The 24,489-nt window shown below is 65.8% G+C and carries 27 protein-coding genes and 1 other RNA gene; 22 read left to right on the forward strand and 6 right to left on the reverse strand.

Annotated elements, in window-relative coordinates; all coding sequences use genetic code 11:
• The first annotated feature begins 1 nt into the window (after position 1).
• On the forward strand, positions 2–1,060 hold the full coding sequence (locus tag PRN20_RS19370; RefSeq protein WP_273959282.1) for an ADP-ribosylglycohydrolase family protein: 1,059 nt from the start codon (positions 2–4) through the stop codon (positions 1,058–1,060).
• A 53-nt stretch (positions 1,061–1,113) separates the two neighbouring features.
• Here the strand turns inward: PRN20_RS19370 and argG are convergent, their stop codons facing one another.
• Positions 1,114–2,451, reverse strand: a complete 1,338-nt coding sequence (gene argG / locus PRN20_RS19375) for an argininosuccinate synthase (RefSeq protein ID WP_273959283.1) — start codon at positions 2,449–2,451, stop codon at positions 1,114–1,116.
• A gap of 176 nt (positions 2,452–2,627) precedes the next feature.
• Between argG and tam the strand changes: the two genes are divergently transcribed.
• The 4 genes from tam to PRN20_RS19395 all read left to right on the forward strand — a co-directional run bounded on the left by tam (position 2,628) and on the right by PRN20_RS19395 (position 4,762).
• Positions 2,628–3,392 (forward strand): trans-aconitate 2-methyltransferase, encoded by a 765-nt coding sequence (tam, locus tag PRN20_RS19380; protein ID WP_273959284.1) that lies wholly within the window; start codon positions 2,628–2,630, stop codon positions 3,390–3,392.
• A gap of 131 nt (positions 3,393–3,523) precedes the next feature.
• Positions 3,524–3,697, forward strand: a complete 174-nt coding sequence (locus PRN20_RS19385) for a hypothetical protein (protein WP_273959285.1) — start codon at positions 3,524–3,526, stop codon at positions 3,695–3,697.
• Positions 3,698–3,703: 6 nt separating this feature from the next.
• Entirely contained in the window at positions 3,704–3,850 is a 147-nt protein-coding gene (locus tag PRN20_RS19390) for a hypothetical protein (protein ID WP_273959286.1), read from the forward strand.
• Positions 3,851–3,916: 66 nt separating this feature from the next.
• Positions 3,917–4,762, forward strand: a complete 846-nt coding sequence (locus PRN20_RS19395) for an alpha/beta fold hydrolase (protein ID WP_273959287.1) — start codon at positions 3,917–3,919, stop codon at positions 4,760–4,762.
• Here PRN20_RS19395 and ftrA read toward each other — a convergent pair.
• Positions 4,759–5,727 (reverse strand): transcriptional regulator FtrA, encoded by a 969-nt coding sequence (ftrA, locus tag PRN20_RS19400; RefSeq protein WP_273959288.1) that lies wholly within the window; start codon positions 5,725–5,727, stop codon positions 4,759–4,761. The genes PRN20_RS19395 and ftrA overlap by 4 nt on opposite strands.
• Before the next feature lie 96 nt (positions 5,728–5,823).
• On the opposite strand from ftrA, the gene PRN20_RS19405 reads away from it, so the two are divergent.
• A complete protein-coding gene (locus PRN20_RS19405) occupies positions 5,824–6,255 on the forward strand; it encodes a rhodanese-like domain-containing protein (protein ID WP_273959289.1) in 432 nt (143 codons plus the stop codon).
• On the opposite strand, the gene PRN20_RS19410 is transcribed toward PRN20_RS19405, so the two are convergent.
• Positions 6,256–6,708 (reverse strand): host attachment protein, encoded by a 453-nt coding sequence (locus PRN20_RS19410; RefSeq protein WP_273959290.1) that lies wholly within the window; start codon positions 6,706–6,708, stop codon positions 6,256–6,258. It lies immediately after the preceding gene.
• Between the two features lie 170 nt (positions 6,709–6,878).
• Here PRN20_RS19410 and rarD point away from each other — a divergent pair, with 170 nt between their 5' ends.
• Entirely contained in the window at positions 6,879–7,787 is a 909-nt protein-coding gene (gene rarD, locus PRN20_RS19415) for an EamA family transporter RarD (RefSeq protein WP_273959291.1), read from the forward strand.
• Positions 7,784–8,371 (forward strand): MOSC domain-containing protein, encoded by a 588-nt coding sequence (locus tag PRN20_RS19420; RefSeq protein WP_273959292.1) that lies wholly within the window; start codon positions 7,784–7,786, stop codon positions 8,369–8,371. The genes rarD and PRN20_RS19420 overlap by 4 nt, the downstream gene beginning before the upstream one ends.
• Here the strand turns inward: PRN20_RS19420 and PRN20_RS19425 are convergent.
• Positions 8,353–9,264 carry a hydrogen peroxide-inducible genes activator gene (locus tag PRN20_RS19425; protein ID WP_273959293.1) on the reverse strand — a complete coding sequence of 304 codons (912 nt, stop codon included), beginning with the start codon at positions 9,262–9,264 and terminating at the stop codon, positions 8,353–8,355. The genes PRN20_RS19420 and PRN20_RS19425 overlap by 19 nt on opposite strands.
• A gap of 98 nt (positions 9,265–9,362) precedes the next feature.
• On the opposite strand from PRN20_RS19425, the gene katG reads away from it, so the two are divergent.
• Positions 9,363–11,543 carry a catalase/peroxidase HPI gene (gene katG, locus PRN20_RS19430; RefSeq protein ID WP_273959294.1) on the forward strand — a complete coding sequence of 727 codons (2,181 nt, stop codon included), beginning with the start codon at positions 9,363–9,365 and terminating at the stop codon, positions 11,541–11,543.
• Positions 11,544–11,760: 217 nt separating this feature from the next.
• The gene (locus PRN20_RS19435) at positions 11,761–12,897 is read left to right on the forward strand and encodes a DUF2336 domain-containing protein (RefSeq protein ID WP_273959295.1); all 1,137 of its coding nucleotides are present in this window, start codon (positions 11,761–11,763) and stop codon (positions 12,895–12,897) included.
• A gap of 60 nt (positions 12,898–12,957) precedes the next feature.
• Here PRN20_RS19435 and PRN20_RS19440 read toward each other — a convergent pair whose 3' ends face one another.
• Both PRN20_RS19440 and PRN20_RS19445 read right to left on the reverse strand, forming a co-directional pair.
• On the reverse strand, positions 12,958–13,434 hold the full coding sequence (locus PRN20_RS19440; RefSeq protein ID WP_273959296.1) for an SRPBCC family protein: 477 nt from the start codon (positions 13,432–13,434) through the stop codon (positions 12,958–12,960).
• A complete protein-coding gene (locus PRN20_RS19445; RefSeq protein WP_273959297.1) occupies positions 13,431–13,775 on the reverse strand; it encodes an ArsR/SmtB family transcription factor in 345 nt (114 codons plus the stop codon). Before PRN20_RS19445 ends, PRN20_RS19440 begins: the two co-directional genes overlap by 4 nt.
• A 142-nt stretch (positions 13,776–13,917) precedes the next feature.
• Between PRN20_RS19445 and PRN20_RS19450 the strand changes: the two genes are divergently transcribed.
• From PRN20_RS19450 to PRN20_RS19505, 12 genes are all read left to right on the forward strand, one after another.
• Positions 13,918–14,880 (forward strand): ArsR/SmtB family transcription factor, encoded by a 963-nt coding sequence (locus tag PRN20_RS19450; protein ID WP_273959298.1) that lies wholly within the window; start codon positions 13,918–13,920, stop codon positions 14,878–14,880.
• Positions 14,877–15,776 (forward strand): methylenetetrahydrofolate reductase [NAD(P)H], encoded by a 900-nt coding sequence (gene metF / locus PRN20_RS19455; protein WP_273959299.1) that lies wholly within the window; start codon positions 14,877–14,879, stop codon positions 15,774–15,776. The genes PRN20_RS19450 and metF overlap by 4 nt, the downstream gene beginning before the upstream one ends.
• Positions 15,777–15,917: 141 nt before the next feature.
• Positions 15,918–16,652, forward strand: a complete 735-nt coding sequence (locus PRN20_RS19460) for a hypothetical protein (protein WP_273959300.1) — start codon at positions 15,918–15,920, stop codon at positions 16,650–16,652.
• A gap of 125 nt (positions 16,653–16,777) precedes the next feature.
• Positions 16,778–17,476 (forward strand): J domain-containing protein, encoded by a 699-nt coding sequence (locus PRN20_RS19465; RefSeq protein WP_273959301.1) that lies wholly within the window; start codon positions 16,778–16,780, stop codon positions 17,474–17,476.
• A gap of 33 nt (positions 17,477–17,509) precedes the next feature.
• Positions 17,510–17,899, forward strand: an RNA gene (gene rnpB, locus PRN20_RS19470) — RNase P RNA component class A.
• A 323-nt stretch (positions 17,900–18,222) separates the two neighbouring features.
• Positions 18,223–18,648: a hypothetical protein gene (locus PRN20_RS19475; RefSeq protein ID WP_273959302.1), complete on the forward strand. Its 426-nt coding sequence runs from the start codon at positions 18,223–18,225 to the stop codon at positions 18,646–18,648.
• Between the two features lie 5 nt (positions 18,649–18,653).
• Complete coding sequence (locus tag PRN20_RS19480; protein WP_055880152.1) at positions 18,654–18,881, forward strand: helix-turn-helix transcriptional regulator; 228 nt, start codon at positions 18,654–18,656, stop codon at positions 18,879–18,881.
• Entirely contained in the window at positions 18,878–19,840 is a 963-nt protein-coding gene (locus PRN20_RS19485; RefSeq protein WP_273959303.1) for an NAD(P)-dependent alcohol dehydrogenase, read from the forward strand. Before PRN20_RS19480 ends, PRN20_RS19485 begins: the two co-directional genes overlap by 4 nt.
• Positions 19,841–19,936: 96 nt before the next feature.
• A complete protein-coding gene (rsmH, locus tag PRN20_RS19490; protein ID WP_273959304.1) occupies positions 19,937–20,923 on the forward strand; it encodes a 16S rRNA (cytosine(1402)-N(4))-methyltransferase RsmH in 987 nt (328 codons plus the stop codon).
• Entirely contained in the window at positions 20,920–21,294 is a 375-nt protein-coding gene (ftsL, locus tag PRN20_RS19495) for a cell division protein FtsL (RefSeq protein ID WP_273959305.1), read from the forward strand. Before rsmH ends, ftsL begins: the two co-directional genes overlap by 4 nt.
• Positions 21,295–23,025, forward strand: a complete 1,731-nt coding sequence (locus PRN20_RS19500; protein WP_273959306.1) for a peptidoglycan D,D-transpeptidase FtsI family protein — start codon at positions 21,295–21,297, stop codon at positions 23,023–23,025.
• Positions 23,003–24,487 (forward strand): UDP-N-acetylmuramoyl-L-alanyl-D-glutamate--2,6-diaminopimelate ligase, encoded by a 1,485-nt coding sequence (locus tag PRN20_RS19505; RefSeq protein WP_273959307.1) that lies wholly within the window; start codon positions 23,003–23,005, stop codon positions 24,485–24,487. Before PRN20_RS19500 ends, PRN20_RS19505 begins: the two co-directional genes overlap by 23 nt.
• The last annotated feature ends 2 nt before the right edge of the window (positions 24,488–24,489 follow it).

The following is a 24,489-nucleotide window of genomic DNA, read 5'->3' on the forward strand; positions in this document are numbered from 1 at the left end:
GGTGGATCTGCCGCTGACCGAGCGCATCCGTGGTTGCCTCCTGGGGGGCGCCTGCGGTGATGCGCTCGGCGCTCCGGTGGAGTTCTGGTCGACGCAGCAGATTGCGGCGCGCTATGGCAGCAAGGGGATAGTTGGGTTCGCCCACGACGTCGGTCCGGCAGGCGCGATTACCGACGATACCCAGATGACCATGTTCACGGTCGAAGGCCTGATCCGCGCCAGGGTGCGACAGAGCCTTCACGGCGCCGTCGACTGGGCGGCTGTCGTGCACCATGCCTACCTGCGCTGGCTGAGGACTCAGCTCAGCACCTACGATGCACGATCCACGATCGAAGGCCTTGATGGTTGGCTGATCGAAGAACGGCGGTTGTGGTCGCAGCGCGCGCCGGGCACCACCTGCCTGGTGGCGCTCAGAAGCGCGACTGACTTTGGGATTCCAGCAGATAACGACAGCAAGGGGTGCGGCACCGTCATGCGGGATGCGCCCTGGGGCTTGGCCTTTCCGGGCGATCCCGACACCGCCTTCAAGCTGGCGTTCAACGCAGCTGCCACGACGCACGGTCATCCGACGGCGCATTACGCGTCCGGGGCAGTGGCCGCAATCGTCGCAAGACTTTGCGCTGGCATGGATCTCGCGGGTTCGGTCGATCGGACCATTGCAGAGAACCTCATGGACCCGGACGGGGTCGAGGTGGCGGCTGCGCTGTCCCTGGCGCTGCAGTTTTCCGGCACGACTGGCTGGCGGTCCAGCCTGCTGGAACTTGGTGGCGGCTGGGTCGCCGAAGAAGCCCTCGGCATTGCAGTGCTTTGCGCGCTGTCGGCCGAAACGCCGCGCGCCGCACTGATCGCCGCGGTCAATCACGATGGCGACTCCGACTCAACCGGAGCGATCTGCGGCAATCTGCTCGGCGCTGCCCTTGGGGCCGACGTGTTCCCTGCCGAGTGGGTCGAGCAACTGGGAGTGCGGGACCTGCTAGAGACGCTGGCGGTCGACCTTGCCGGAAGCATTGCGCAAGATTTCAGTGCCAGCGCGGCCGGGGCCCGCTACCCAGGCTGGTAGAGAGGTGGGGCAGGGTGCGGGCAGCGCGGCTGCCCGGCTCCTCGCCCGCCAAGTCAGTCCTTCTCGCCCTCGAGCCGCAGCATATCCCCGCCTTCGCCCAGCGAGATCAGGCCCGTCTTGCTGTACAGGTCCAGCTTCGCCCGCGTGTCCGCGATGTCGAGGTTGCGCATGGTGAGCTGGCCGATGCGGTCGGCGGGGGTGAAGGGGGCGTCTTCGACTTTTTCCATGCTCAGGCGCTCGGGCGCGTAGGTGAGGTTGGGGCTCTCGGTGTTGAGGATCGAGTAGTCGTTGCCGCGGCGCAGCTCGAGCGTCACTTCGCCGGTGATGGCGTTGGCGACCCAGCGCTGGGCGGTTTCGCGCAGCATCAGGGCCTGTGAGTCGAACCAGCGGCCCTGGTAGAGCAGGCGGCCCAGCCGCATGCCGCTGATGCGGTACTGCTCGATGGTGTCTTCGTTGTGGATGCCGGTGACCAGGCGCTCGTAGGCGATGTGCAGCAGCGCCATGCCCGGCGCCTCGTAGATGCCGCGGCTCTTGGCCTCGATGATGCGGTTCTCGATCTGGTCGCTCATGCCGAGGCCGTGGCGGCCGCCGATGGCGTTGGCTTCGAGGAACAGGGCGACGGGATCGGTGAAAGTCTGGCCGTTGAGTGCGACCGGCTGGCCTTCGGCGAAGCGCACGACGACCTTCTCGGCCTTCACAGGTTCGTCGTCGCGCCAGAACGGCACGCCCATGATCGGGTTGACGATCTTGATGCCGGTGTCGAGGCTCTCGAGATCCTTGGCCTCATGCGTGGCGCCGAGGATATTGCTGTCGGTCGAGTACGCCTTCTCGGCGCTCATCTTGTAGGCGAAGCCATGCGAGGTGAGGAAGGCCGACATCTCGGAGCGGCCGCCCAGCTCGTCGATGAACTGCTGGTCGAGCCAAGGCTTGTAGATGCGCAGGTTCGGGTTGGTCAGCAGGCCGTAGCGGTAGAAGCGCTCGATATCGTTGCCCTTGAAGGTCGAGCCGTCGCCCCAGATGTTGACGCCGTCTTCCTGCATGGCCGAGACCAGCATGGTGCCCGTGACGGCGCGACCGAGCGGGGTGGTGTTGAAGTAGGTGATGCCGCCGGTCGAAATGTGGAAGGCGCCGGACTGGATGGCGGCGATGCCTTCGTGCACCAGCTGAGTGCGGCAATCGACGAGGCGCGCGTTCTCGGCGCCGAAGTCCATGGCCTTCTTCGGGATCTCGTCGTAGTCCGCCTCGTCGGGCTGGCCGAGATTGGCGGTGTAGGCGTAGACCTTGGCGCCCTTTAGCTTCATCCACAGCAGGGCGGCGCTGGTGTCGAGGCCGCCGGAGAAGGCGATGCCGACTTTTTCCCCCTTGGGCAGGCTCTTCAGGATTGTGCTCATAGGGGGCTCCAGTCGGCTCGAAAGGTTGGTCAGGGACGCTGTTGCCGGCGCGAATAACAAATTTCACATCGCTCGCATAGGAGCGGGGCGCATCGATTCTGCGGCCGGCTGGGCGTACGACTTGACCGCATCGGCGGCTGGATCGAGAAGTCGGGGCGACAACGCGGATGCACACGATGGCTGACTGGTCTCCCGCCAACTACCTCAAGTTCGAAGACGAGCGAACGCGGCCGGCTCGGGATCTGCTGGCGCAGGTGCCGGTCGCGCGACCGCGGCGGGTGGTGGATATGGGGTGCGGGCCGGGCAACTCCACGGAGTTGCTGGTCGAGCGGTTTCCCGAGGCGGAGGTGGTCGGGCTCGACAACTCGCCGAACATGCTGGCGGAGGCGCGGAAGCGTGTCCCGCGAGCGAGGTTTGCGGAGGCGGATGCAGGGAAATGGGTCCCGGACGCGGGAACCGATGTGGTTTTCGCCAACGCGATCTACCAGTGGGTTCCGGACCATCTGGAGGGTCTGTCGAGGGTCGCCGCAGGCCTGCCCGCAGGTGGGGTGCTGGCCGTTCAGATGCCCGACAACGTGGCAGAGCCCAGCCATCAACTGATGCGGCAGGTGGCGGCGGAGGGGCCGTGGGCGGAGAAGCTGCGCGACGCGGCGAGGCCGCCGCTGCCGCCGGTGCGGACCTATTACGATGCGCTGAGGCCGGTCTCGCAGCGGCTCGACATCTGGCATGCGGTCTACAACCACGTGCTGTCCGGCCCCGAGGCGATCGTCGAATGGGTGAAGGGCACCGGGCTCAGGCCGTTCATCGATCCGCTCGAGCCGGACGAGCGCGAGGACTTTCTCGCGCGCTATCTCGCGCTGATTGCGGAGGCCTATCCCCGGACCGGCGACGGCAAGGTTCTGCTGCGGTTTCCGCGGCTGTTCATCGTTGCGGTGAAGTAGGCGGCCTCAGGCGGCGGCGTTCACTTCCACCACGTTGCGGTCGGGGTCGAGGACGTAAAGCTGGAACCTAGCGTCCCGCTCCGCTTTGCGATAGCTCGGAAGCCATAGTCCACGCGCCGCCGGAGCCCAGGATGCTACCTCGCCTTGCCTTCCTCGCAACCGTCGCCGTGCTGACCCTCACAGCGCCCGCCATCGCCAAGGACGCGCGGTGCTTCACGACCGACGACGGTTACTACGACTGCGATTTCGAACCGCTCGGCGACGGCAGTTTCGAGATCACGGCGGAAGGCTATCCGTCGTTCTAGCTGGTCATGGACAGTCCCGGCGTCGCGTTCGGCTATGGCCGGTATGAGCCGGGCGGGAACTTCGTCGCGCTGCCCGGTTCGTACCTGCGCAACGAGCAGGATGGCGCGTGCTGGGACAATGACGAGACGGCCACCCAGATCTGCGCCTGGTAGACGGGCTGGCCTAGCGCCGAGCACGGTGATAAGTGCGGCGCCTTTGGCGGAACGCGGAGCATCACCATGACCTCTCCCTTTGAAATCCCGTTCGATGGCGCGGTGATCCGCGGCGAGGCGGATGGCTTCGGCATCCCTGTCGTGTTCCTCCATTCCGGCGTCACCGACCGGCGAATGTGGGCGGAGCAGATGCGCGAGCTGGCGGAGGAGGGCTACCACGTCATCAGCTACGACCGGCGCGGCTTTGGCGAGACGCAGACGGAGGATGTGCCTTTCAACCACCTCGTCGATCTCGAGACGGTGCTCGACCAGCTGAGCGTTCACGCGGCGATCCTCGTCGGTTCCTCGATGGGTGGCGCGCTGGCGCTCGATTTCGCGCTCGAGCATCCGGAGCGGACGATCGGCCTCGTCCTCGTGGGGACGGCGATCACGGGCGGCGAGAGCGCCGAGATTCCGGAGGAAGCCGCCGATCTCGAGGATGCGCTCGAGTATGCCGAGGAGCGCGGCAACGTCGATACGATCAACCGCATCGAGGCGCACCTGTGGCTCGACGGTCCGCTGAGCGAGTCCGGGCGCGTGCAGGGGGAGCCGCGCGAGCTCTTCCTCAAGATGAATGCGGTGCACCTCAACCACCCCAAGCTGACGCAGGAAGAGGAGCCCGAGCCGGCGATCGACAACCTGGGTTCGATCACCGCGCCGACGCTGCTGGTCGTCGGCGAGCTCGACATGCCCGACATCATCGACCGGCACGAGGACCTGTCGGAGGAGATGGAGAACGCCTTCGCGGTGGTGCTCGAGGACACGGCGCACTTCCCCAGCCTCGAGCGTCCGGACCTGTTCAACCCGATCCTGTTCGAGTTTCTCGAGGCGGTGACGGGGCAGGGCGAGAACGACGAGGATGAGGCCGACTAGGCAGCCTTTCGTCCGAAGGCCCGGCGGAAGGCCGTCGGGCTGACCCCGGTGCGGGCGCGGAAATGGTGCCTCAGCGTTTCCTGCGAGCGGAAGCCGCTCGCGGTGGCGATGGCGTCGAGGTCGAGCCCGGTCGTTTCGAGCAGTTCCTTGCAGCGTTCGACCCGCTCGGCGATCAGCCAGTTGAGCGGGCTGAGGCCGGTGCCCTCGTTGAAGTGTCGAATCAAGGTCCGCTCGGAAAGCCTTGCGGTTTCGGCCATGCGGGCGATCGACCAATCGTCGTCGAGCCGCCCCCTCAGCGCGTCGAGCAAAGGCCCGATGCGACCCCGGCGTTCGCGTGGAACGGGGCGGGCGACGTACTGGGCCTGGCCGCCCTCGCGATGGGCCGGCAGCACGAGGCGGCGGGCAACCATGTTGGCGACCTCGGCGCCGAAATCCTGCCGGACGATGTGGAGGCAGAGGTCGATCCCGGCGGCTGATCCCGCAGCGGTCAGCAGGTTGCCGTCCTCGGTGTAGAGAATGTCCGGCTCGACGGTGATGCCGGGGAAGTCCTCGGCGAGAATGCCGGCATAGCGCCAGTGGGTCGTGGCCCGGCGACCGTCGAGTAGGCCGGCTCTCGCGGGCACGAAGACGCCGGAGCAGAGCGTGGCGATGCGGGCGCCACGGGCGTGTGCAGCCCGCAGCGCATCGGCCAATGGCTCAGGGATGGGTTGCTTCGCGCCGCGCCAGCCGGGCACGACGATGAGCCCGGCTTGCTCGAGCCGGCCGAGGTCATGTGCCGCGTCGACCGTGATGCCGCCTGTAGAGCGATACGGGCCGGGTTCGATGCCGACGACCTCGTGGCTGTACCAGTCGAGGTGCGCGAACTCGGGTCGCGGCAGGCCAAAGACTTCGACGGCGATGCCGAACTCGAACATGCAGAGCTGGTCGTAGGCTAGGCTGGCGACGTGGCGGTTGGGCTCAATCATGATGGCGGGATGTTACCGCATATTGGCGATCCCGCCACTCGCAGATCATGTCATTTCACGGCAGCTTCCTGCCATTCGAACCGATTGGAGGCGTTCATGCCAAGCAATGTCACTCAGGTCCCCGCCGCGCAGTCCGCAGAAGCGCTGGCACATTTCTCGCGCCGGCTCGGTTTCGAGACCGACTGCTGGGACGTGCACGATGCGTTCAGCCGGGGCGTGCAGGACTTCGTGCTGCTCGATGTGCGCAGTCCCTCGCTCTACGCCGAGGGACATGTGCCCGGCGCGATCAACCTGCCGCATGGCAAGATCACCGAGCGGCGGATGGCGGAGTGGCCGGCCGGGACGATGTTCGTGACCTACTGCGCCGGGCCGCACTGCAACGGCGCGAACAAGGGCGCCATCCGGCTCGCCCAGCTCGGTCGCCCGGTCAAGGAGATGATCGGCGGCGTCACCGGATGGCTGGACGAGGGGTTCCCGCTCGCGGCGGGCGAGGCACTGGTGAGCCTCGCGCCCGCCGCGGCGGAGTGATCAGACCGGCAGCAGGTCTTCGAAGTGCTGGCTGAGCTGGTCTGTGGGGATGTTGGTCAGATCCTTGGGAAGCTCGGCCATGATGGTGTGCTTCAGGCCCTTGCTGAGGGCGGGACGCAGATCGCCAAGGGCAGTGGGTGCCGCGGCCACGATGAGGCGGTCGAAGGCATGCTGCTGGTGCTTGCGCTCCAGCTCTTCGGCGACGCTCTCGACGAAGCGCCGCTCGCGAACCGCCACCGGGTCGGATGAGTATTCCATGGCGCTGCGGCCGAAAGCGCTGCCGGAGGAAAAGCTGCGCCCCTGCTTGTCAGCCATGATCTCGCTGGCCCTCAGCGGCTCCTGCTCGAACATCAGTCCGTCGACGGCCTTGAGGCCCTTGCCGGGCCCCGAGTGCTCGAAAACCTTGGCTGTCGCTCCGTCCGCTATGAGGATCCAGGTCACCTTGGCTTTCATGGCACTCTCCATTGTTGGGTTTACGCCAGTCTCAATGCAGGACGTGGCGATTGGTTTGATCACGATCAAGGATCGTGACGTTTCCGATCACAAACTCTCATTTGTCGGTGTGTGGGGCGGCTGCTAGAAGCGGAGCAGCACAGGGGCCGCCAGGCCTAGAAAGTCCGGCCGTGGCCTCCATCAGCAGCACCGAAACCCGAACCACCGAAAGCGGCCTTGCCGCGGGCCTTGCGGCCTATCTGCTCTGGGGCTTCCTGCCCCTGCTGTTCGACCTGCTCCGGCACGTGGGAGCGATGACGCTGGTGGCTGACCGGACGCTCTGGTCCCTGCTGCTGGTCGGAACCATCATGATCGTGGGTGGCCGAACGGCCGAAGTCCGATCGATCCTCAGGGATCGCGCCGCGGTGCGCTCGATGGCCCTGGCGGCGTTCGTGCTCGCTGCAAACTGGCTGATCTATGTCTACGCGGTCGAGACCAACCAGGTGCTCGAGGCGAGCTTCGGCTATTTCATCAACCCGATGGTCAACGTGGCGATCGGCATGCTGGTGCTGGGCGAGCGGCTCAACCGGTGGCAGGGCGTGTCGGTGGCCATCGCCGTCGTCGCCATCGGAATCCAGGCAGTGGGGCTCGGCGGCGTGCCGTACATCGCGCTCGGGCTGGCGCTGACATTTGCGCTCTACGGCTATCTCAGGAAGACGGCCAAGGCGTCGTCGGCGACGGGCCTGTTCGTCGAGACCCTGATCCTGTCGCCCGCGGCACTGGCCTACCTGCTCTTCAGCTTCGTGATCGATGGGGGCGTCGGCGTCCATGCTGATCCCTACACGCTGTTCCTGCTCGTCATGACCGGACCGGCGACCGCGGTGCCACTGCTGCTCTTTGCCTACGCGGTGCAGCGGCTGCGGCTGACCACCATCGGCATGCTTCAGTACCTCGCTCCGTCGATCGCCTTCATCCTCGCCATCGTCGTGTTCGGCGAGCATCTCAACTGGGTGCGGCTGCTGAGTTTCGGGATGATCTGGCTTTCCCTCATCGTCTACACTGCCGACTCGGTGGTGCGCCGGCGCAGGGGAGCAGCATGATCGAGGAACTGCCGGCACTCGCGCTATCGGGGCAGGTGGAGGGCGTGTTCGTCGTCGACAGCGACGCCGTCGAGTCGACGGTGCGCGACGAGATCATGCTCACCTATGCCGGTGTCGTCGGCGACCGCCACGAAGGGCTGACCCGCCCCAGCAACGCACGTGAGCCGTGGTATCCCCGCGGCACGCCGATGCGAAACGAGCGGCAGATTTCGCTGCTGAGTGCGGAGGAACTGGCCGAGGTGGCGGCAACACTCGGGCTCGATCGGCTGGATGGCGGCTGGATCGGGGCGAACCTCGTGCTGTCGGGCATTCCGCATTTCACGAGCCTGCCGCCGCGGACGCTGTTGATGTTTCCGAGCGGCGCGACCATCCGGATCGATGGCGACAACGGACCGTGCCGCAAGTCCGGCAAGTCCATCGTCGCGCACTACCCGGATCGGCGGGATGTCGAGTTCGCGTTCGTGCAGGCTGCGATGGGCAAGCGCGGCCTCGTGGGCTGGGTTGAGCGCGAGGGCATCATCCGGCCGGGCGATAGCGTGAAGGTCAGGGTCTGGCGGCAGGCGATCTATCCGGCCGTAAGCTGATCCACGGCTGGGCGAGCCCGCCGGATCGTTTCCGCGACTTCCGAAAAGACCTCGCCGAAGGGAGTCGCCTCGCGCCAGACCAGCGACAATTGCCGACGAGCGCCGGGCGACTGGAGCCGGTGGATACGGATGCGGTCGCCGGTTGCCTCCTTGCGTAGCGCGATCTCGGGCAGGAGCGTGATGCCCTGTCCGTTGGCGACGAACTCGACGATGGTCGAGAGCGACGTGGCCGCGAAGGTTCGGGCCGCTGCTTCCTGACCGATGTCGCATACGGCGATGGCCTGGTCGCGGAAGCAGTGCCCTTCGTCAAGCAGCAGCATGCGTCCGCCGTCGATGCCGGTGAGCGGCACCGGGTCCCGGGGCTCCTCGTCGAGACCGGTGGCGAGCACGAACTCGTCGTCAAAGAGCGGGGCACTGGCCAGCTTGGGACCGCCGGGGCGGGGTTCGCTCGCGATGAGCGCCAAGTCGAGGCCGCCTTCGGCGAGCGCCTTGACCAGCGCGTCGGTGCGGCTCTCCGAAATGGTGAAGCTCAGCGTCGGGTGTTCGCGCTGAAGGGCCGGAAAAATGTGGGGCAAGAGGTAGGGCGCCACTGTGGGGATGACCCCGAACCGGAGCGGGCGGGACGGATGGCCGTGCGCCCCGGCAAGGAAGCCTTCCAGCGCATCGGCCTGATCGAGGATGGGGCGGCTGCGTTCCACGAACTCGCGGCCCAGCGGCGTGAGCCGAACAGTCTTGCCGAGGCGGTCAAACAGGGGACCACCGCACAGCGCCTCGAGCTGCCGGATCTGCTGGCTCAGACCTGGCTGGGTGACGTGGCAGCGCTCGGCGGCGCGACCGAAATGACCCGTTTCCGCGAGGGTCGCCGCATACTGCATCTGTCTCAGAGTGATCATAATCTGATGTTATCAGCATCAGTAGCGCAATCAATTGGCATTATCGGACGGCGTAGGCGAAAACCCTGGAACGATTCCAGACTGACCAGGAGACCGAGATGGAAGCAGCAACCGAGAGTGGCGCGGGCAAGTGCCCGGTGCCGCATGGCGGCAAGGGGCGTTCGAACCGTGACTGGTGGCCGAACCAGCTGGATTTGTCGGTGCTGCACCAGCACACGGCGCTGTCCAACCCGATGGGCCCGCTGTTCAACTACGCCGAAGAGTTCAAGAAGCTCGACTACGAGGGGCTGAAGGCGGACCTGCGGGCGCTGATGACCGACTCGCAGGACTGGTGGCCGGCGGACTTCGGGCACTATGGCCCGCTTTTCATCCGCATGGCCTGGCATAGCGCCGGTACCTACCGCATTGCCGACGGGCGTGGCGGTGCCGGCGAGGGCCAGCAGCGGTTTGCGCCGCTCAACAGCTGGCCGGACAACGTCAACCTGGACAAGGCCCGACGCCTGCTGTGGCCGATCAAGCAGAAGTACGGCAGCCGGATCTCCTGGGCCGACCTGATGATCCTGACCGGCAACGTCGCGCTGGAGTCGATGGGGTTCAAGACGTTCGGCTTTGCCGGCGGCCGCGCCGACACCTGGGAGCCAGAGCTCGATATCTACTGGGGCAAGGAAGGCGAGTGGCTGGCCGAGGAGCGCTACAGCGGCGAGCGCGATCTCGATAACCCGCTGGCTGCAGTGCAGATGGGCCTCATCTACGTCAATCCGGAAGGCCCGGGCGGCAATCCGGACCCGCTCGCTTCGGCACGCGACATCCGCGACACCTTCGCGCGCATGGCGATGAACGACGAAGAGACGGTGGCGCTAATCGCTGGTGGCCACACGTTCGGCAAGACGCACGGTGCAGGTGATGCGTCGCTCGTCGGGCCGGAGCCGGAAGCTGCCCCCATCGAGCAGCAGGGCCTCGGCTGGGCCAGCAGCTACGGTTCCGGCAAGGGCGGCGACACCATCGGCAGCGGGCTCGAGGTTACCTGGACCTCGACGCCGACCAAGTGGAGCAACAACTTCTTCTGGAACCTGTTCGGCTACGAGTGGGAGCTGACCAGGAGCCCGGCCGGTGCGCAGCAGTGGACGCCCAAGCACGGCATGGGGGCAAACACGATCCCCGACGCGCACGACCCTTCCAAGCGCCATGCGCCGACCATGCTGACGTCCGACATCGCGCTCCGCGTCGATCCGGTTTACGAGAAGATCTCGCGCCACTTCTTCGAGAACCCGGACGAGTTCGCCGACGCCTTCGCCCGCGCCTGGTTCAAGCTCACTCACCGCGACATGGGTCCCAAGGCCCGCTATCTCGGTCCGGAGGTCCCGGCGGAGAACCTGATCTGGCAGGATCCGGTCCCGGCGCTCGATCATGACGTGGTGAACGACGCGGATATCGCCGCGCTCAAGGGCAAGATCCTCGCTACCGGCCTCACGGTTTCCGAGCTCGTCAGCACTGCCTGGGCCTCGGCCTCGACCTTCCGTGGTTCCGATATGCGGGGCGGCGCCAATGGCGCCCGTGTCCGGCTCGCACCGCAGAAGGACTGGGCGGTCAACCAGCCCGAGCAGCTGGGCAAGGTGCTTGGCCACCTCGAGGCCATCCAGGCCGAGTTCAACGCCGGTGGCAAGACAGTGTCGCTGGCCGACCTGATCGTCCTTGCCGGTTCGGTAGGCGTCGAGAAGGCTGCCAAGGATGCCGGTCTCGATATTGCCGTGCCCTTCACTCCGGGCCGCACCGATGCCTCCGCCGAGCAGACCGACGCAGCGTCGTTCGCCCCGCTCGAGCCGGTCGTCGACGGCTTCCGCAACTACTCGCGCGGCCGCCAGCGGCTTACGCCGGAAGAGAACCTGGTCGATCGCGCCCAACTGCTGAGGCTGACCGCGCCGGAGATGACGGTGCTCGTCGGTGGCCTGCGCGTGCTGAAGGCAGGCAATCCCGAGCACGGCGTGTTCACCAGCCGGCCCGAGACGCTGACCAACGACTTCTTCGTCAACCTGCTCGACATGGGCACGAAGTGGAAGCCGGCGGACGACACGCACAGCGTCTATCAGGGCGTCGACCGCGAGAGCGGTGAACCCAGGTGGACCGCCACCCGCGTCGACCTGATCTTCGGGTCGCACTCGGTGCTGCGTGCGCTTGCCGAAGTCTACGGCCAGTCGGATGCGACAGAAAAGTTCGCCAAGGATTTCGTGGCGGCCTGGGTCAAGGTGATGAACGCGGATCGCTTCGATCTCGCACACTGACATTGAGGCGTCCGATGCGGTCGGGCGCCTCAGCCGTCGCGTCTGACGGACGCCTTCTGGGCCCGGTCGCAATGCTGTCCGGGCCCTTTCCATGATGAGCAACCGGTGAACCGGATTGCTACAATTTGAATCAAATCCCCGTCCTTACCTTCAGCGGCCGCACTTAACTGATGGACAAATCTGTCGAGCAGTCGGCAGAAGCCGGAGGGAAGTGAACATGACTGATATGGAAGAGGGCACCGCAAACACTCGCGCCTTCTCGACGTTCAGGGTCCTGAACGGTGACTCCAACATCGTGGAACGCGAACAGCTGTTCCGCAACATGGCCCAGCTTTATTCCTACGTGTCGGATCGCTGCGACGACGAGCAGGTCGCGCAGTACGACGAGGTGCTGTGCCAGCTCGCCGAACTCGTGGAAGCCGAGGCGCGGGCCCATGTGGCCAAGCTCCTCGCACCGCTGGACCGCGCGCCGGGCAACGTCGTGGTCAAGCTCGCCAATGACGAGATCGAGGTGGCTCGGCCGCTGCTCGAATTCTCGAACGTGCTGAGCGACGATGACCTGATCGAAATCATCGCCAAGCAGTCCGAGGCACATCGTATCGCCATCGCCGGTCGCCAGCAGGTGCCCGAGCGCGTCGGCGAAGCCATCGTCGAGCACGGCGAGACGGCTTCAGTGATCAAGCTGGTCCGCAACACCAATGCAGAACTCGGGCAGACGACGCTCGAGCGCCTGGCCGAGCGCGCCGCTGCCGATGCGACGATCGCCGCCGACCTGCGCGGCCGCGACGACATCAACTGGAAAGCGCTCTCGACCAAGATCGACGCCGTCGGCGACAAGGTGCGCGAGACGATCGAGCAGATCGACCCGCGGGTCGATCCGGTTACGGTCGGCAAGGTGCAGGCGGTGGTCTACAACCGCATGCGCAACCGCGCCGGCTTCTCCAGCCAGGACTGGAAGGTCGCCTACAACCAGGTGAAGGCCCTGTCGGACCGCAAGCAGCTCGATGAGCGCGCGCTGATCCGCTTTGCCCGCTTCGGCTACGGCCACCACACTGCCGCCGCGCTCACCATGCTGCTGCGCGTGGGGCCGGAAGTGTTCGTGAAGTGGCTGGCCATGCAGGACTATGTGGCGATCACGGTGGCGCTTCGTGCGCTCGGCATCCAGCCCGACCTCTTCGAGGCAATGATCGCGTCCATGCCGTGGCGCGACCTGCCCACCCAGGCCGACCTGCAGAACGTCCGCAAGCGCTTCGAGGCGCTGAGCAAGGACGAGGCGGCCGGTATCTTCGAGCTCTGGCGGACCCATGCCTTCCGCCGCCGTCTGCCCAATGAGGACGTCGTCGGCGCCGCCTGAGACCATCCAAAGTCTGTCCAACCCTATAGGGCGGTCCTCGGACCGCCCTTTTTTGTCCGGCTACTGCACGCCGCGTTCGACGAACTCGGCGAGCTGGTCGGCGACCGTACCCCAGCCGTCGAAGAAGCCCATCTCCTCATGCAGGTTCCGGTCGTCAGGGCTCTTGTGCATGACGTAGGCGGTATACTCAGTGCCCTCGGCGTGGTCGGCCAGGGTGATGATCGCCGTCATGAACGGCTGCTCCGCCGGCCGCCAGCCGGAAACGAGGGAGTTGGTGAAGACGAGGCGCCGGCCGTCGTCGACGGCAAGGTAGCAGCCGTCGAAATGGGTGACGAAGTCGCCGCCATTTTCGCTGATGCGGGTGACGAGCGCGCCGCCGGGCACGACGTCCATCTGGGCGATCCGGCACAGGGCAGGGCGGGGAATCCACCACTGCTCGAAGCTTGCCGGCGTGGTCCAGGCACTCCAGACAAGGTCGCGCGGCGCCTTGATGGTCCGTGTCAGCGAAAGGTCGAGCTCGGGGTTGCGTGTGATCATCTGTGACCGTCCTTGTGTTGTGCGCCCAGGAGGAACTGCTCGAGCCGGTCGGTGCGGCCCTCCCAGGTCCGGCGCTGCTCATCGAGCCAGCCATCGATGAGCGAAAGGCGCGCCGTGTCGATCCGGCAGGTGCGCACCCTCCCATGCTTGCTTGTGTGGATCAGGCCTGCGTCCTCGAGCACGCGGATGTGCTTCATGAACGAGGGCAGGGCCATCTCGAAGGGCGCGGCCAGCTCGCTGACGCTGGCCTCGTTCCGGCCGAGCCGGGCGATGACGGCCCGTCGGGTCGGGTCGGCGAGGGCCAGGAAAACGTCGTCGAGCTGAGTCTGATGCTGAGCCATGTGGCTAAGTAATCCGGATTGATACTTAGCGCAATGGCTAAGTGATCGGCTGCCGGCCGCCGCGATCATGGGAGCAGGTTGGCGGGGGCTAGACCTCGTCTCGCAACGCATATAAAGATATCTTTATATCTCGCGAGGCTCGATGAACGACACGGCTGACTTGGTGGGGGTGCTGCGCGCGGCGGGGGAGACGACCCGGCTGCGCCTCCTGGCATTGCTCGCCGATGGCGAGCAGTCGGTCAAGGACCTGACCGAGATTCTGGGCCAGAGCCAGCCGCGCGTCTCGCGCCATCTGAAGCTGCTCGCCGACGCCGGGTTGGTGAGCCGCAACGCCGAGGGCGCCTGGGCTTACTACGGCCTCGCGCCGGAGGGGGCCGGTGGTGATCTCGCCCGCTGGCTCATCTCGCGGCTTTCGCCCGACGATCCGGATCGGCTGCGGGACACCAAGCGGCTCGAGGCGGTGCGACTTGCACAAGCCGAGCAGGCGGCCGAGTACTTCGCCAAGGTGGCCGACAGCTGGGACCTGCTGCGGTCTCTGCACGTGCCTGAGGAGGCCGTGGAGGCGGCCATCGTGAAGACGCTGGAGGGCAGGGCCGTCGACACGCTGGTCGATCTCGGCACCGGCACCGGTCGCATGCTCGAACTGCTTGCGGGGCATTATCGGCGGGGCATCGGCATCGACGCCAGTCGCGAGATGATCGCGGTGGCGCGCGCCAAGCTCGCCGCGACGTCCATCGGCCACGCGCAGGTGCGGCTCGGGGACATCAGCGATCTCGATGGCGTGGCGCTCAAGGCCGACATGATCATCGTCCACCAGGTGCTGCACTATTTCGACGATCCGGGTCGGGTGTTGCTGCAGGCACGCCGCGCGCTGAAGCCCGGCGGCGAGATGCTGATCGTCGATTTTGCGCCGCATGGCCTCGAGTTCCTGCGCAGCCATCATGCGCACCGCCGCCTCGGACTGTCCGAGGCACAGATGACAGCCTGGGCCCGGGCCGCGGACCTCGCCGTGGCCGACCTCCAGTGCTTCCCGCCCACCAATCCGACAGAGGGCCTCACCGTGTGCCTCTGGCGCCTTATCGACGAGACGGACAGATCCTTATGAGCACCGACTACACCGACCGCCCGAGCCGCCGGAGCCCGGACGCGCGGCCTGATTTCCTCGTCTCGTTCGAGTTCTTCCCGCCCAAGACGGACGTCATGGAGGAGCGCTTCTGGGAGTCGATCCATAAGCTCTCGCCGCTTCACCCGCGCTTCGTCTCGGTCACCTACGGCGCCGGCGGCTCGACCCGGGAGCGGACGCTGCGCATGGTCAGCCGGATCAAGTCCGAGACAGGCGTCGATGCTGCGGCGCACCTCACCTGCGTCGGGGCGACGCGCGAAGAAGTCGACGCCGTGGTGCAGGGCTACAAGGACGCTGGCATCACCCGGATCGTGGCGCTGCGCGGCGACCCGCCGGAGGGCGTCGGTAAGCCCTTCACGCCCCATCCAGATGGATACAAGGATGCCGCGGACCTCGTGGCCGGCATTCGCCGGATCGGCGATTTCGACATTTCGGTTGCGGCTTACCCGGAGAGGCACCCGCAAAGCCCGAGCTGGGACGCGGAAATCGACAACCTGAAGCGCAAGCTCGATGCCGGGGCGACCCGGGCCATCACCCAGATGTACTTCGACAACGATGACTACTTCCGCCTGGTCGACAGGGCGCAAGCGGCCGGTGTCTCCGCGCCGATCGTGCCGGGCATCCAGCCGATCCATTCGTTCAAGCAGATCTCGGGCTTTGCGGCCCGCTGCGGCGCGTCGATTCCCGGCTGGGTCGCCGACCGGTTCGACGGGCTGGACGAAGATCCCGAGACCCATGCGCTGGTCGCATCGGCGGTAGCCGCCGAACAGGTCTTGGAACTCGTCGACCAGGGGATTACGGAGTTCCACTTCTTTACCCTGAACCGGTCGAACCTGGTTCTGGCGCTGGCCCGGCTGCTCGGCTACCGGCCGGACTGACACCGAACGTTCAGCGTCCGTTCAGGTCTCTGCTGTCAGGGTTCATGGTGGGGTTGATTCCCCGGCCATCCACAAAATGGCCCTATTGATTGGCTTCCGTCGGGGGTGTTGAGGCGGGGGCGATTTGAAGGACAGCAGCCTATGAAACTCGATGGCAAGGTGAAGGGCGGACTGGCTTGGGCCGGCCTGGTCGTCATCCTCGCGGTGCCCGCCGCTGACATCCTGCTCGGCAAGCCTGGCGACACGGCAGCCACCGCCGTTACCTCGGATGCGCAAGCGGGCAAGACACAGCTCAAGGTCCCAGCCGCCAAGGCGCCGGCTGCGGCCACGACCGACCCGATCCAGACATCGAGTGTGGAAGAGGGCGAAGCGGTCGGGAAGTTCCTGAAGGCCGGCAAGAAGCTGCCGTCGTACATTTCGGATGCCGACGAGGTCGAATCGACCAAGCCGGCCGCCGCGGTGACGACTCCGGCGACCAAGACTCCGGCTGCCGTGAAGGCGCCGACTGATGTCGCGATCACCCCGGCCAATCCGCCGATGCCGCTGCCGCGCAGCGCACGGCCGAAGGCCACGGAAGTTGCCTCGCTGCCGTCGGCGACGGGCGAGAAGCCGCTCATTCTCGACGAGAAGAAGGTTCAGCAGAACCAGGCTGGCATCGAGCGCTTCCCGCTCAGTGATGAGAATCGGGACGTCGTCACCAGCGACCAGCTCGAGGAATGGGATTCGGGCTCGCTCGCCGACTACCTGGAGCGCAAGGGCCTGATGTCCAACTCCCAGGCGTCGGAGAACTACGACTCCGATGGGTTCTACCTCGACGAGGGCCCCAACGAGCCGAGGCGCCTGGTCAGGCGACTACCGGACTTCGTCCTGTTCTAAGTTCCCTCGGCCGCCCCATCAGGCGGCCGATCTTTTCTGGGGGTTAACCTGTGCAATCGGCCGCATGCCTAAGGGCTACCAAATTCGCTTTCGGCAGCTATTGTGCGCCCAAATCGGAGAGGCTTATGTCGGTCTGGCAGCGGCTGGGCGCATTGGTGGGTTCGGCATCCGAGCGGACGGGAATCGTCGGCTCGTTCGTCAACATGCTCGATCCGGACAACTGGCTGCCCGGCGGCAGGGACGCCGCGTTCACGCTGGCGCTCATTGCCCTTTCGGCCAAGATGGCAGTATCCGACGGGGTGGTGACGGCCTCGGAACTGCGGGCTTTCCAGCGCACGGTGGAGATTCCGTCCGGCATCGAGCCGCAGGTCGACAAACTGTTCCGGCTCGCCCAGGAGGACGTGGCGGGCTACGAGGCTTATGCCAAAAAGATCCGGCGTTTCTTCGTCGACAGCCCCGACACGCTCGAGCACGTGCTCGACAGCCTCTTCTTCATCGCCTCCGCGGATGGGATGATCCACGAAGCCGAGCTCGACTATCTGAAGCATGTCAGCGACATCTTCGGTTTTGATGAAGCACGCTTCGAGCAGCTGACCTCGCAGCACGTATTGTTCGAGCAGGGCATCGATCCCTACACCGTGCTCGGGCTGGCGCCGGCCGCCGACCGCGAGGAAGTAAGGCGGGTCTATCGTTCGCTCATTGCCGAGCACCATCCGGACAGGCTGATCGCCAAGGGCGTGCCCGAGGAACTGATCGACGTGGCGACCGCCCGCATGGCGGCGATCAACAACGCCTATAACCAGATCATGAAGCGCGCGGCTTGACGGGGCGGGCCCCTCTCCCCCATATGCGCCTCGCCAGTTGACCGGGTGGCCGCTCCGCTTCGCGGGGAGGAAAGTCCGGGCTCCATCGAAATACGGTGACGGCTAACGGCCGCCGGGGGCGACCCCAGGGAAAGTGCCACAGAAAGCAAACCGCCTTCGCCAAGTACTTCGGTGCTTGTTCGTCGGTAAGGATGAAAGGGTGCGGTAAGAGCGCACCGCGGACCTGGCAACAGGGACGGCACGGCAAACCCCACCGGGAGCAAGACCAAATAGGGATGACACGGGGTTCGCCCCAGCCGGTTTTCGAGGCCTGTCATCCGGGTTGGTCGCATGAAGTCGGCAGCAATGCCGCCTCTAGATGAATGGCCGCCGCGTCGGGGAAACCCGGCCCTACAGAACCCGGCTTACAGGTCAACTGGCATTCTCCCCCACCGTCGCTTGTCGCGCCGGTGCGTTCGCGATCCGCGGAGCACCGACTGGCGGACCTCGGCCGCTGCCTTGCCTCCTCACACCGGATGTCATCCCTGCTAAAGCGGGGACCCCATCTCACGGCCCCGCGCCAGCTGATGGTTGGGTCCCTGCTTTCGCAGGGATGACACCGATCGGGTGGAGCGAGCGCGTTCCATCGCGGACCGACCTGAGTCGCGGTATGTCCGAAATCTACGACGTTATGTATGGAAAAATTGACATCATGTCTGGTTCGCATTACATGCTTATCAACGTTGAGCGCAGGCTGGGAGGCCGAGATGAGCTACAAGGAGTGGGAAGCCGTGGTGAACATCATCGCGGCGGTGGTGATTGGCGCCTGGGTGATCTTCGAGGCGTTGACCAACCCGCCCGCGACTGTCGTCGTGGCGGCCAGTCGGTTGCTGTGGGCGATCCTCTACGGGGTGCTGTTCACGATCGGGGCGATGATCGTGATGTCGATCCTTGTCTCCATCGCGCGGCGCGAGCAGTTCAGGGACGAGAAGGCGGATGAGCGCGACAAGCTGGTGGGCCTGCGCGCCATGCGCAATGGCTACGTCGTTGCCTCGATCGCCGGGGTGACGAGCCTGCTCTACCTCGCCTTCGGCTCCAATGCCGCCGAAGCTGCCTATGCGCTGTTCTTCGGACTGATGCTGGCCGGCATCGTCGATGCAGCCTCGCGCCTCCTCTACTACCGGATCGGCTGACGGCCATGGGCAAGGGACAGGCGCGGATCGACAACACCATCCGCACGCTTCGGTTCAACGCCGGCGAGATGACCCAGGCTGCGCTTGCCGAGAAGGTGGGGGTTACACGCCAGACCATCGTCGCGATGGAGCAGGGGCGGTACTCGCCCTCGCTCGAAGTCGCCTTCCGGGTGGCGCGCGCCTTCGGCGTGCCGCTCGAGCAGGTGTTCCAGTATCGCGGGGAGGGGGAATGATGCTTGCCGCAGTCGTCGACCGCTACGGTCCGCCGGAGGCTCTCGTTATCCGAGAGGTGCCGACGCCGGTACCCGGCCCCGAGCAGGTGCTGGTGCAGATACACGCGACGGTTGTGACGCCCTCGGACGTGGCCTTCAGAAACGGCGAGCTATGGATCGCCCGGCTGTTCTCGGGCCCGTTCAAGCCCCGCCTGCCGATCCTGGGCGATGCCTTTGCCGGCGTTGTCGTCAGCGTCGGGGCGGGTGTGACCCGCTTTTCTGCCGGTGATCGCGTGGCGGGGGCTACCGGCCCCGCGCTAGGGGCGCATGCGCAGTTCGTGGTCGTCGACGAGGCTGGGGCCATGATCCGCCTGCCGAGCGAGGTGGAGTTCGGTGCTGCAGCCGGGCTCTGCGACGGCGGCCTTGTGGCGCTGCCATTTCTGCGCGATCAGGCGAGGCTCGAGGCTGGGCAGCACGTGCTTGTCAACGGCGCTTCGGGCAGCATTGGCACGGCCGCGGTACAAGTCGCGCGAGCCATGGGTGCGGTTGTCACGGGGGTGACCAGCACGCGCAACGTCGAACTGGTCCGCTCGATCGGTGCGGATCGGGTGATCGACTATACCGCCGAGGATTTCACCGCGGTCGACGCCGCATACGACGTGATCTTCGACACGGTCGGCAAGAGCAGCTTTGCCCGTTGCTATGATGCCCTGAAGCCAGACGGTATCTACCTCACGCCGACGCCCATGCTCTCGCCGGCGATGCTGCGGAAATCGGGCCGTCGCGCGCGGTTTGCGGCGACGGGACTGAGACGGCCCGCTGAGAAGGCCAAGGACCTGGTCCAACTGTTCGACTGGCTGGCCGCGGGTAAGCTCCGTACCGTCATCGAGCGTGAGTACGACTTCGCCGACATCGCGGCGGCCCATGCGCATGTCGAAGCTGGTCATAAGGTCGGCTCGATCGTGGTGAACGTCCCGTAACCTCAATGGAACCTTAACCTCCCCGCATCAAAGTGCGCCGATACCCAACATGGGTGCGTTGTGTGCCGGCGTTGCCGGAGTGGAGTTCGAGCGGGAATGAGTGAGCCCAGGGGCAGCGACAGCCAGGCGCCGCATGTGCCGGTGCTGCTGGCCGAGGTGCTCGATGCGCTGGCCCCACTGGAGGGCGCCCGCATTCTCGACGGCACTTTCGGAGCTGGAGGCTATTCGCGCGCGCTGCTCGAGGCGGGCGCCTCAGTGGTGGCGGTCGATCGCGATCCCTCCGTGCTCCCCCATGTAGATCGGCTCGCAGCGGATTTCCCGAGTCAGTTCAAGTTCGTGGCGGGCACGTTTTCCGAACTGGATGAACTGGCGGACGGCCCCGTCGATGGTGTCGTGCTCGATATCGGCGTCTCATCCATGCAACTCGACCAGGCAGAGCGCGGCTTCTCCTTCATGCAGGAAGGGCCGCTCGACATGCGCATGTCGTCCGAGGGCGAGAGCGCTGCGGACCTGGTGAACACGCTCGACGAGGCAGAGCTTGCGAACCTGCTCTTCGCCTTCGGCGAGGAGCGGAAATCGCGCCGCATTGCGCACTCGATCGTGATGGCGCGGGCGAGCCAGCCGATCACCACGACGACGCAGCTGGCGAGGCTGATCGAAAAGAGCATTGGCCGGAAGCCCGGGGACGCGCACCCGGCGACCCGCAGCTTCCAGGCCCTGCGCATTGCGGTGAATGGCGAGTTCGACCAACTGGTCGAGGGGCTGTTCGCGAGCGAGCGGCTGCTCACCGAAGGTGGGCGGCTGGCGGTCGTGACGTTCCATTCACTTGAGGACCGGATCGTCAAACGCTTCTTCGATCCCGAGAAGGGCGCGCCGACGCAATCGAGGCACCTGCCACAAGTCGCGCTGGAGGCGCCCCGCTGGGCGCGCGCCGGCAAGGCGCTGAAGGCATCGTCGGGGGAAGTGGCGCGTAACCCGCGTTCGCGTTCCGCCACGCTGCGTGCCGGCATTCGCACTGCCGCGCCGGCGCGCGCAGTGACCTATGCCGGGCTCGGAGTGCCGATGTCGCGAGGTGCGACATGATTCGGATGCTCAACGTGGTCCTGCTCGCCACCACACTCATCGTGCTGGTCGGCGTTTACGGGCTCAAGTACTCGGTCGAGGACATTGCTGCCGAGAAGGCGGCTATCGAGCGCCAGATCGACCGGCAGACGGGCGTCCTGAGCCTGCTCAAGGCAGACTGGTCCTATCTCAACCAGCCGGCGCACGTGGCGCCCATCGTCGTGCGGCACCAGCAGGCGCTGGGGCTGGTCCCGACCGGCCAGGAACAGTTCGGGCGGATGGACAACCTGCCCATGCGGCCAGCGGCACCGGACACGGCGGCGCTCGACGACCTGCTGAACTCCCTCGATGCGGGCATCGACCCGATCGGCCAACTGATCGAGGCCAACTAGATGGCGATCCTCTCCGAAGTCGCCGAGACCATTTCGCTGGACGGCGGGCGCAAGTCCCGGGGCAACCTGACGAAGGCGCGTATCCGGTGGGTCATTGTCGCGCTTGTCCTGGTCTTCGGCACGGTGGGCGGTCGCCTCATCCAGCTCGGCGCAACGGTGACCGACTCGACCATCGAGGGCGTCGCGCGTGATGTCATTACCGCGTCGCGCCCTCCCATCCTCGACCGCAACGGCCTCGAGATGGCGGTTGATATCCGCGTGCCGTCGCTGTTTGCCGAACCTCGCCGCATCGTCGATGTGGAGGAGGCGGTGCAGAAGCTGCGGACGGTGCTCCCCGACCTCAACGAGGACTGGCTGCGCAACCGGCTGACCGGCGACAAAGGCTTCGTCTGGGTGAAGCGCGAACTGACGCCTGCAATTCAGGAGCGCATCTACCAGCTCGGCATCCCGGGACTCGAGTTCGTCACCGAGAGCAAGCGCTTCTATCCCTCCGGCAAGGAGGCGTCGCACATCCTGGGGGCGGTCAACATCGACAACCAGGGCACCATGGGCATCGAGAAGCACATGGACGATGACAGCCTGGCGGTGCTCCAGTCGATCGGGATCGCCCGCGATACGGACCTCACTCCGGTGAGCCTGTCGGTCGACCTGCGCGTGCAGCACGTGATGTACGAGCAGTTGCAGGACGCGCTGGTGCGCTACAAGGCCGTCGCTGCCGCCGGCGTGATGATGGACGTGAAGACTGGCGAGATCGTCGCGCTGGCCTCGCTGCCCGATTTCGACCCGAACAATCCCTCGACCCTGTTCCAGGATTACAACGGGGTGAAGAACGACCGCTTCAACCGGATCACCTCGGGCATCTACGAGTTGGGCTCGACGTTCAAGACGGTGACGCTGGCGGGGGCTCTGGACAGCGGCAAAGTCAGGATCACCGACGAGTTCGATGCCCGGTTCGCTGTTCGCTTCGGGCGCTTCACCATCGACGATTTCCACGGCAAGCACCGCGTTCTGTCCGTTCCGGAAGTATTCAAGTACTCGTCCAACATCGGCACCATCAAGATCATGCAGGAGCTGGGCAAGGATGAGTTCCGCGACTTCCTGACCAAGATCGGCATGGACAGGACCGTGCCGTTCGAGCTGCCCGAGATGCGCAAACCCAAGGTGCCGGACAAGTTCTCCGAGATTGTTGCGGCGACCTCGAGCTTCGGGCACGGCCTGTCCGTGTCGCCCCTGCATATGGTTCGGGCGGTTGCCGCGTTCGTGAACGACGGATACATGGTGCCGCCGACGATGTACAAGCGCGACGAGGCCGAGGCGCGGCAGCTCTATGAGCCGGTCATCTCCCCCTCGACCAGCGCCGAGATCCGTTACCTGCTTCGTCTGAATGCGATCGGAGCGGGCGGGTCCGGGTCACGGATGAACAAGATCGCCAACGGCTATCGCGTCGGTGGCAAGACTGGTACCGCCGAGAAGGTCGTCAATGGACGCTATGCCTCCAATGTCAATTTCAACGTCTTTGCTTCGGCGTTCCCCCTCGACAAGCCACGCTATGCGATGGTCATCATCGTCGATGAGCCGAAGGCAGAGAACGAGCAGACCGGTGTCACCGCCGGCTGGAACGCCGGCGAAGTGACCGGCCGCATCGTGCAGCGCGTCGCGCCGATGCTTGGAATCGCGCCCGATTTCGGCGAAATGTTGGATCAGAACCTTGTCCCAGTCGAGCTTCGCTGAAGCCATCCGAGAAGACGGCGTGCCCTTTCCACTTACAGAACTGCTCAAGGGAACCGGTGCTGCTACCGTTCCCGCCCTCGAAGTCGAAGGCATCAATTCCGACAGCCGGGCCATAGGGCCGGGAGAGGCGTTCTATGCGCTTCCCGGAACGCGCGTCCATGGCGACAGCTTTGCGGCCCAGGCCGTGGGGCGGGGCGCCAGCGTGATGATCACGGACCGCAAGCCTGACAGTTCGCCCGGCGTGCCGGTAGTGATCGTCGAAGACGTCCGCGCCGCCTATGCCCAAGCCGCAGCGCGCCAGTTCGCGCCGCAGCCGCAGACCATGGTGGGCGTCACCGGCACCAACGGCAAATCCTCGATCGTGTCGTTCGTGCGCCAGATCTGGGCGGCTTGCGGCATCGAGGCGGCCAGCATGGGCACTGTGGGTGTCGAGACCAAGGACGGTATCCGGCCGCGCGAGCTGACGACGTCCGATGCGCTGTCGCTGCACCGTGACCTCGGCGAGCTCAAGGCCGAGGGTGTCGACCACGTCGCCATGGAAGTTTCGAGCCAGGGGCTGGACCAGCGCCGTGCCGACGGCATCCGCTTCAACGCGGTGGCGTTCAGCAACCTCAGCCGCGACCATCTCGACTATCACCTCGATATGGAGACCTATCGCGAGGCGAAGCTGCGGCTGTTCAAGGACCTGATCGCGGATGGCGGGGCGGCTGTGGTCAATGCCGACGATCCCGAGCACATGCCGTTCATGTTCGCCGCGCTTGATCGTGGCGCGACCTTGCTGACCGTCGGCAGGGAAGGCGCCTATCTCGAGCTCACCGACATCCGCAACGAGGGTTACGGCCAGCGCGTCACCGGGCGTATGGTCGGGGAGCCCGTCAGCTTCCTGCTGCCGCTTACCGGCGCGTTCCAGGTCAGCAACGCCGCGGTCGCGCTGGCGCTCGCTGTCACGACCGGAGCACCGGCGGACAAGGCCGTGAAGGCGCTCGAGCATCTCAAGGGCGCCAAGGGGCGCCTTGAGTTGGTCGCCGAGCACAACGGGGCGGCCATTTTCGTCGACTATGCGCACAAGCCGGTTGCGCTGGAGACGGCGCTCGAGGCGCTGAGGCCCTATGTCAGCAACAAGCTGAAGGTCGTGTTCGGCGCGGGCGGTGATCGCGACCAGGGCAAGCGTCCGATGATGGGTGATGCCGCCAACAGGCTGGCCGACGACCTCATTGTCACCGACGACAATCCGCGTGCCGAGGATGCCGCGACGATCCGCAACCACATCCTGATCGCGACATCCAACGCCCGCGAGATCGGTGACCGCCGCTTGGCCATCGAGACCGCGATCAAGGAACTTCAGCCCGGCGACGTGCTGCTGATTGCGGGCAAGGGCCACGAGGACTATCAGATCATCGGCACCACCAAGCACCACTTCTCGGACCACGAGGTGGTGCTGGAGACGCTGAAAGGACTCTAGCC

The sequence above is a fragment of the Devosia sp. ZB163 genome, assembly GCF_028613635.1.
In the GTDB taxonomy this organism is placed as follows: Bacteria; Pseudomonadota; Alphaproteobacteria; order Rhizobiales; family Devosiaceae; genus Devosia_A.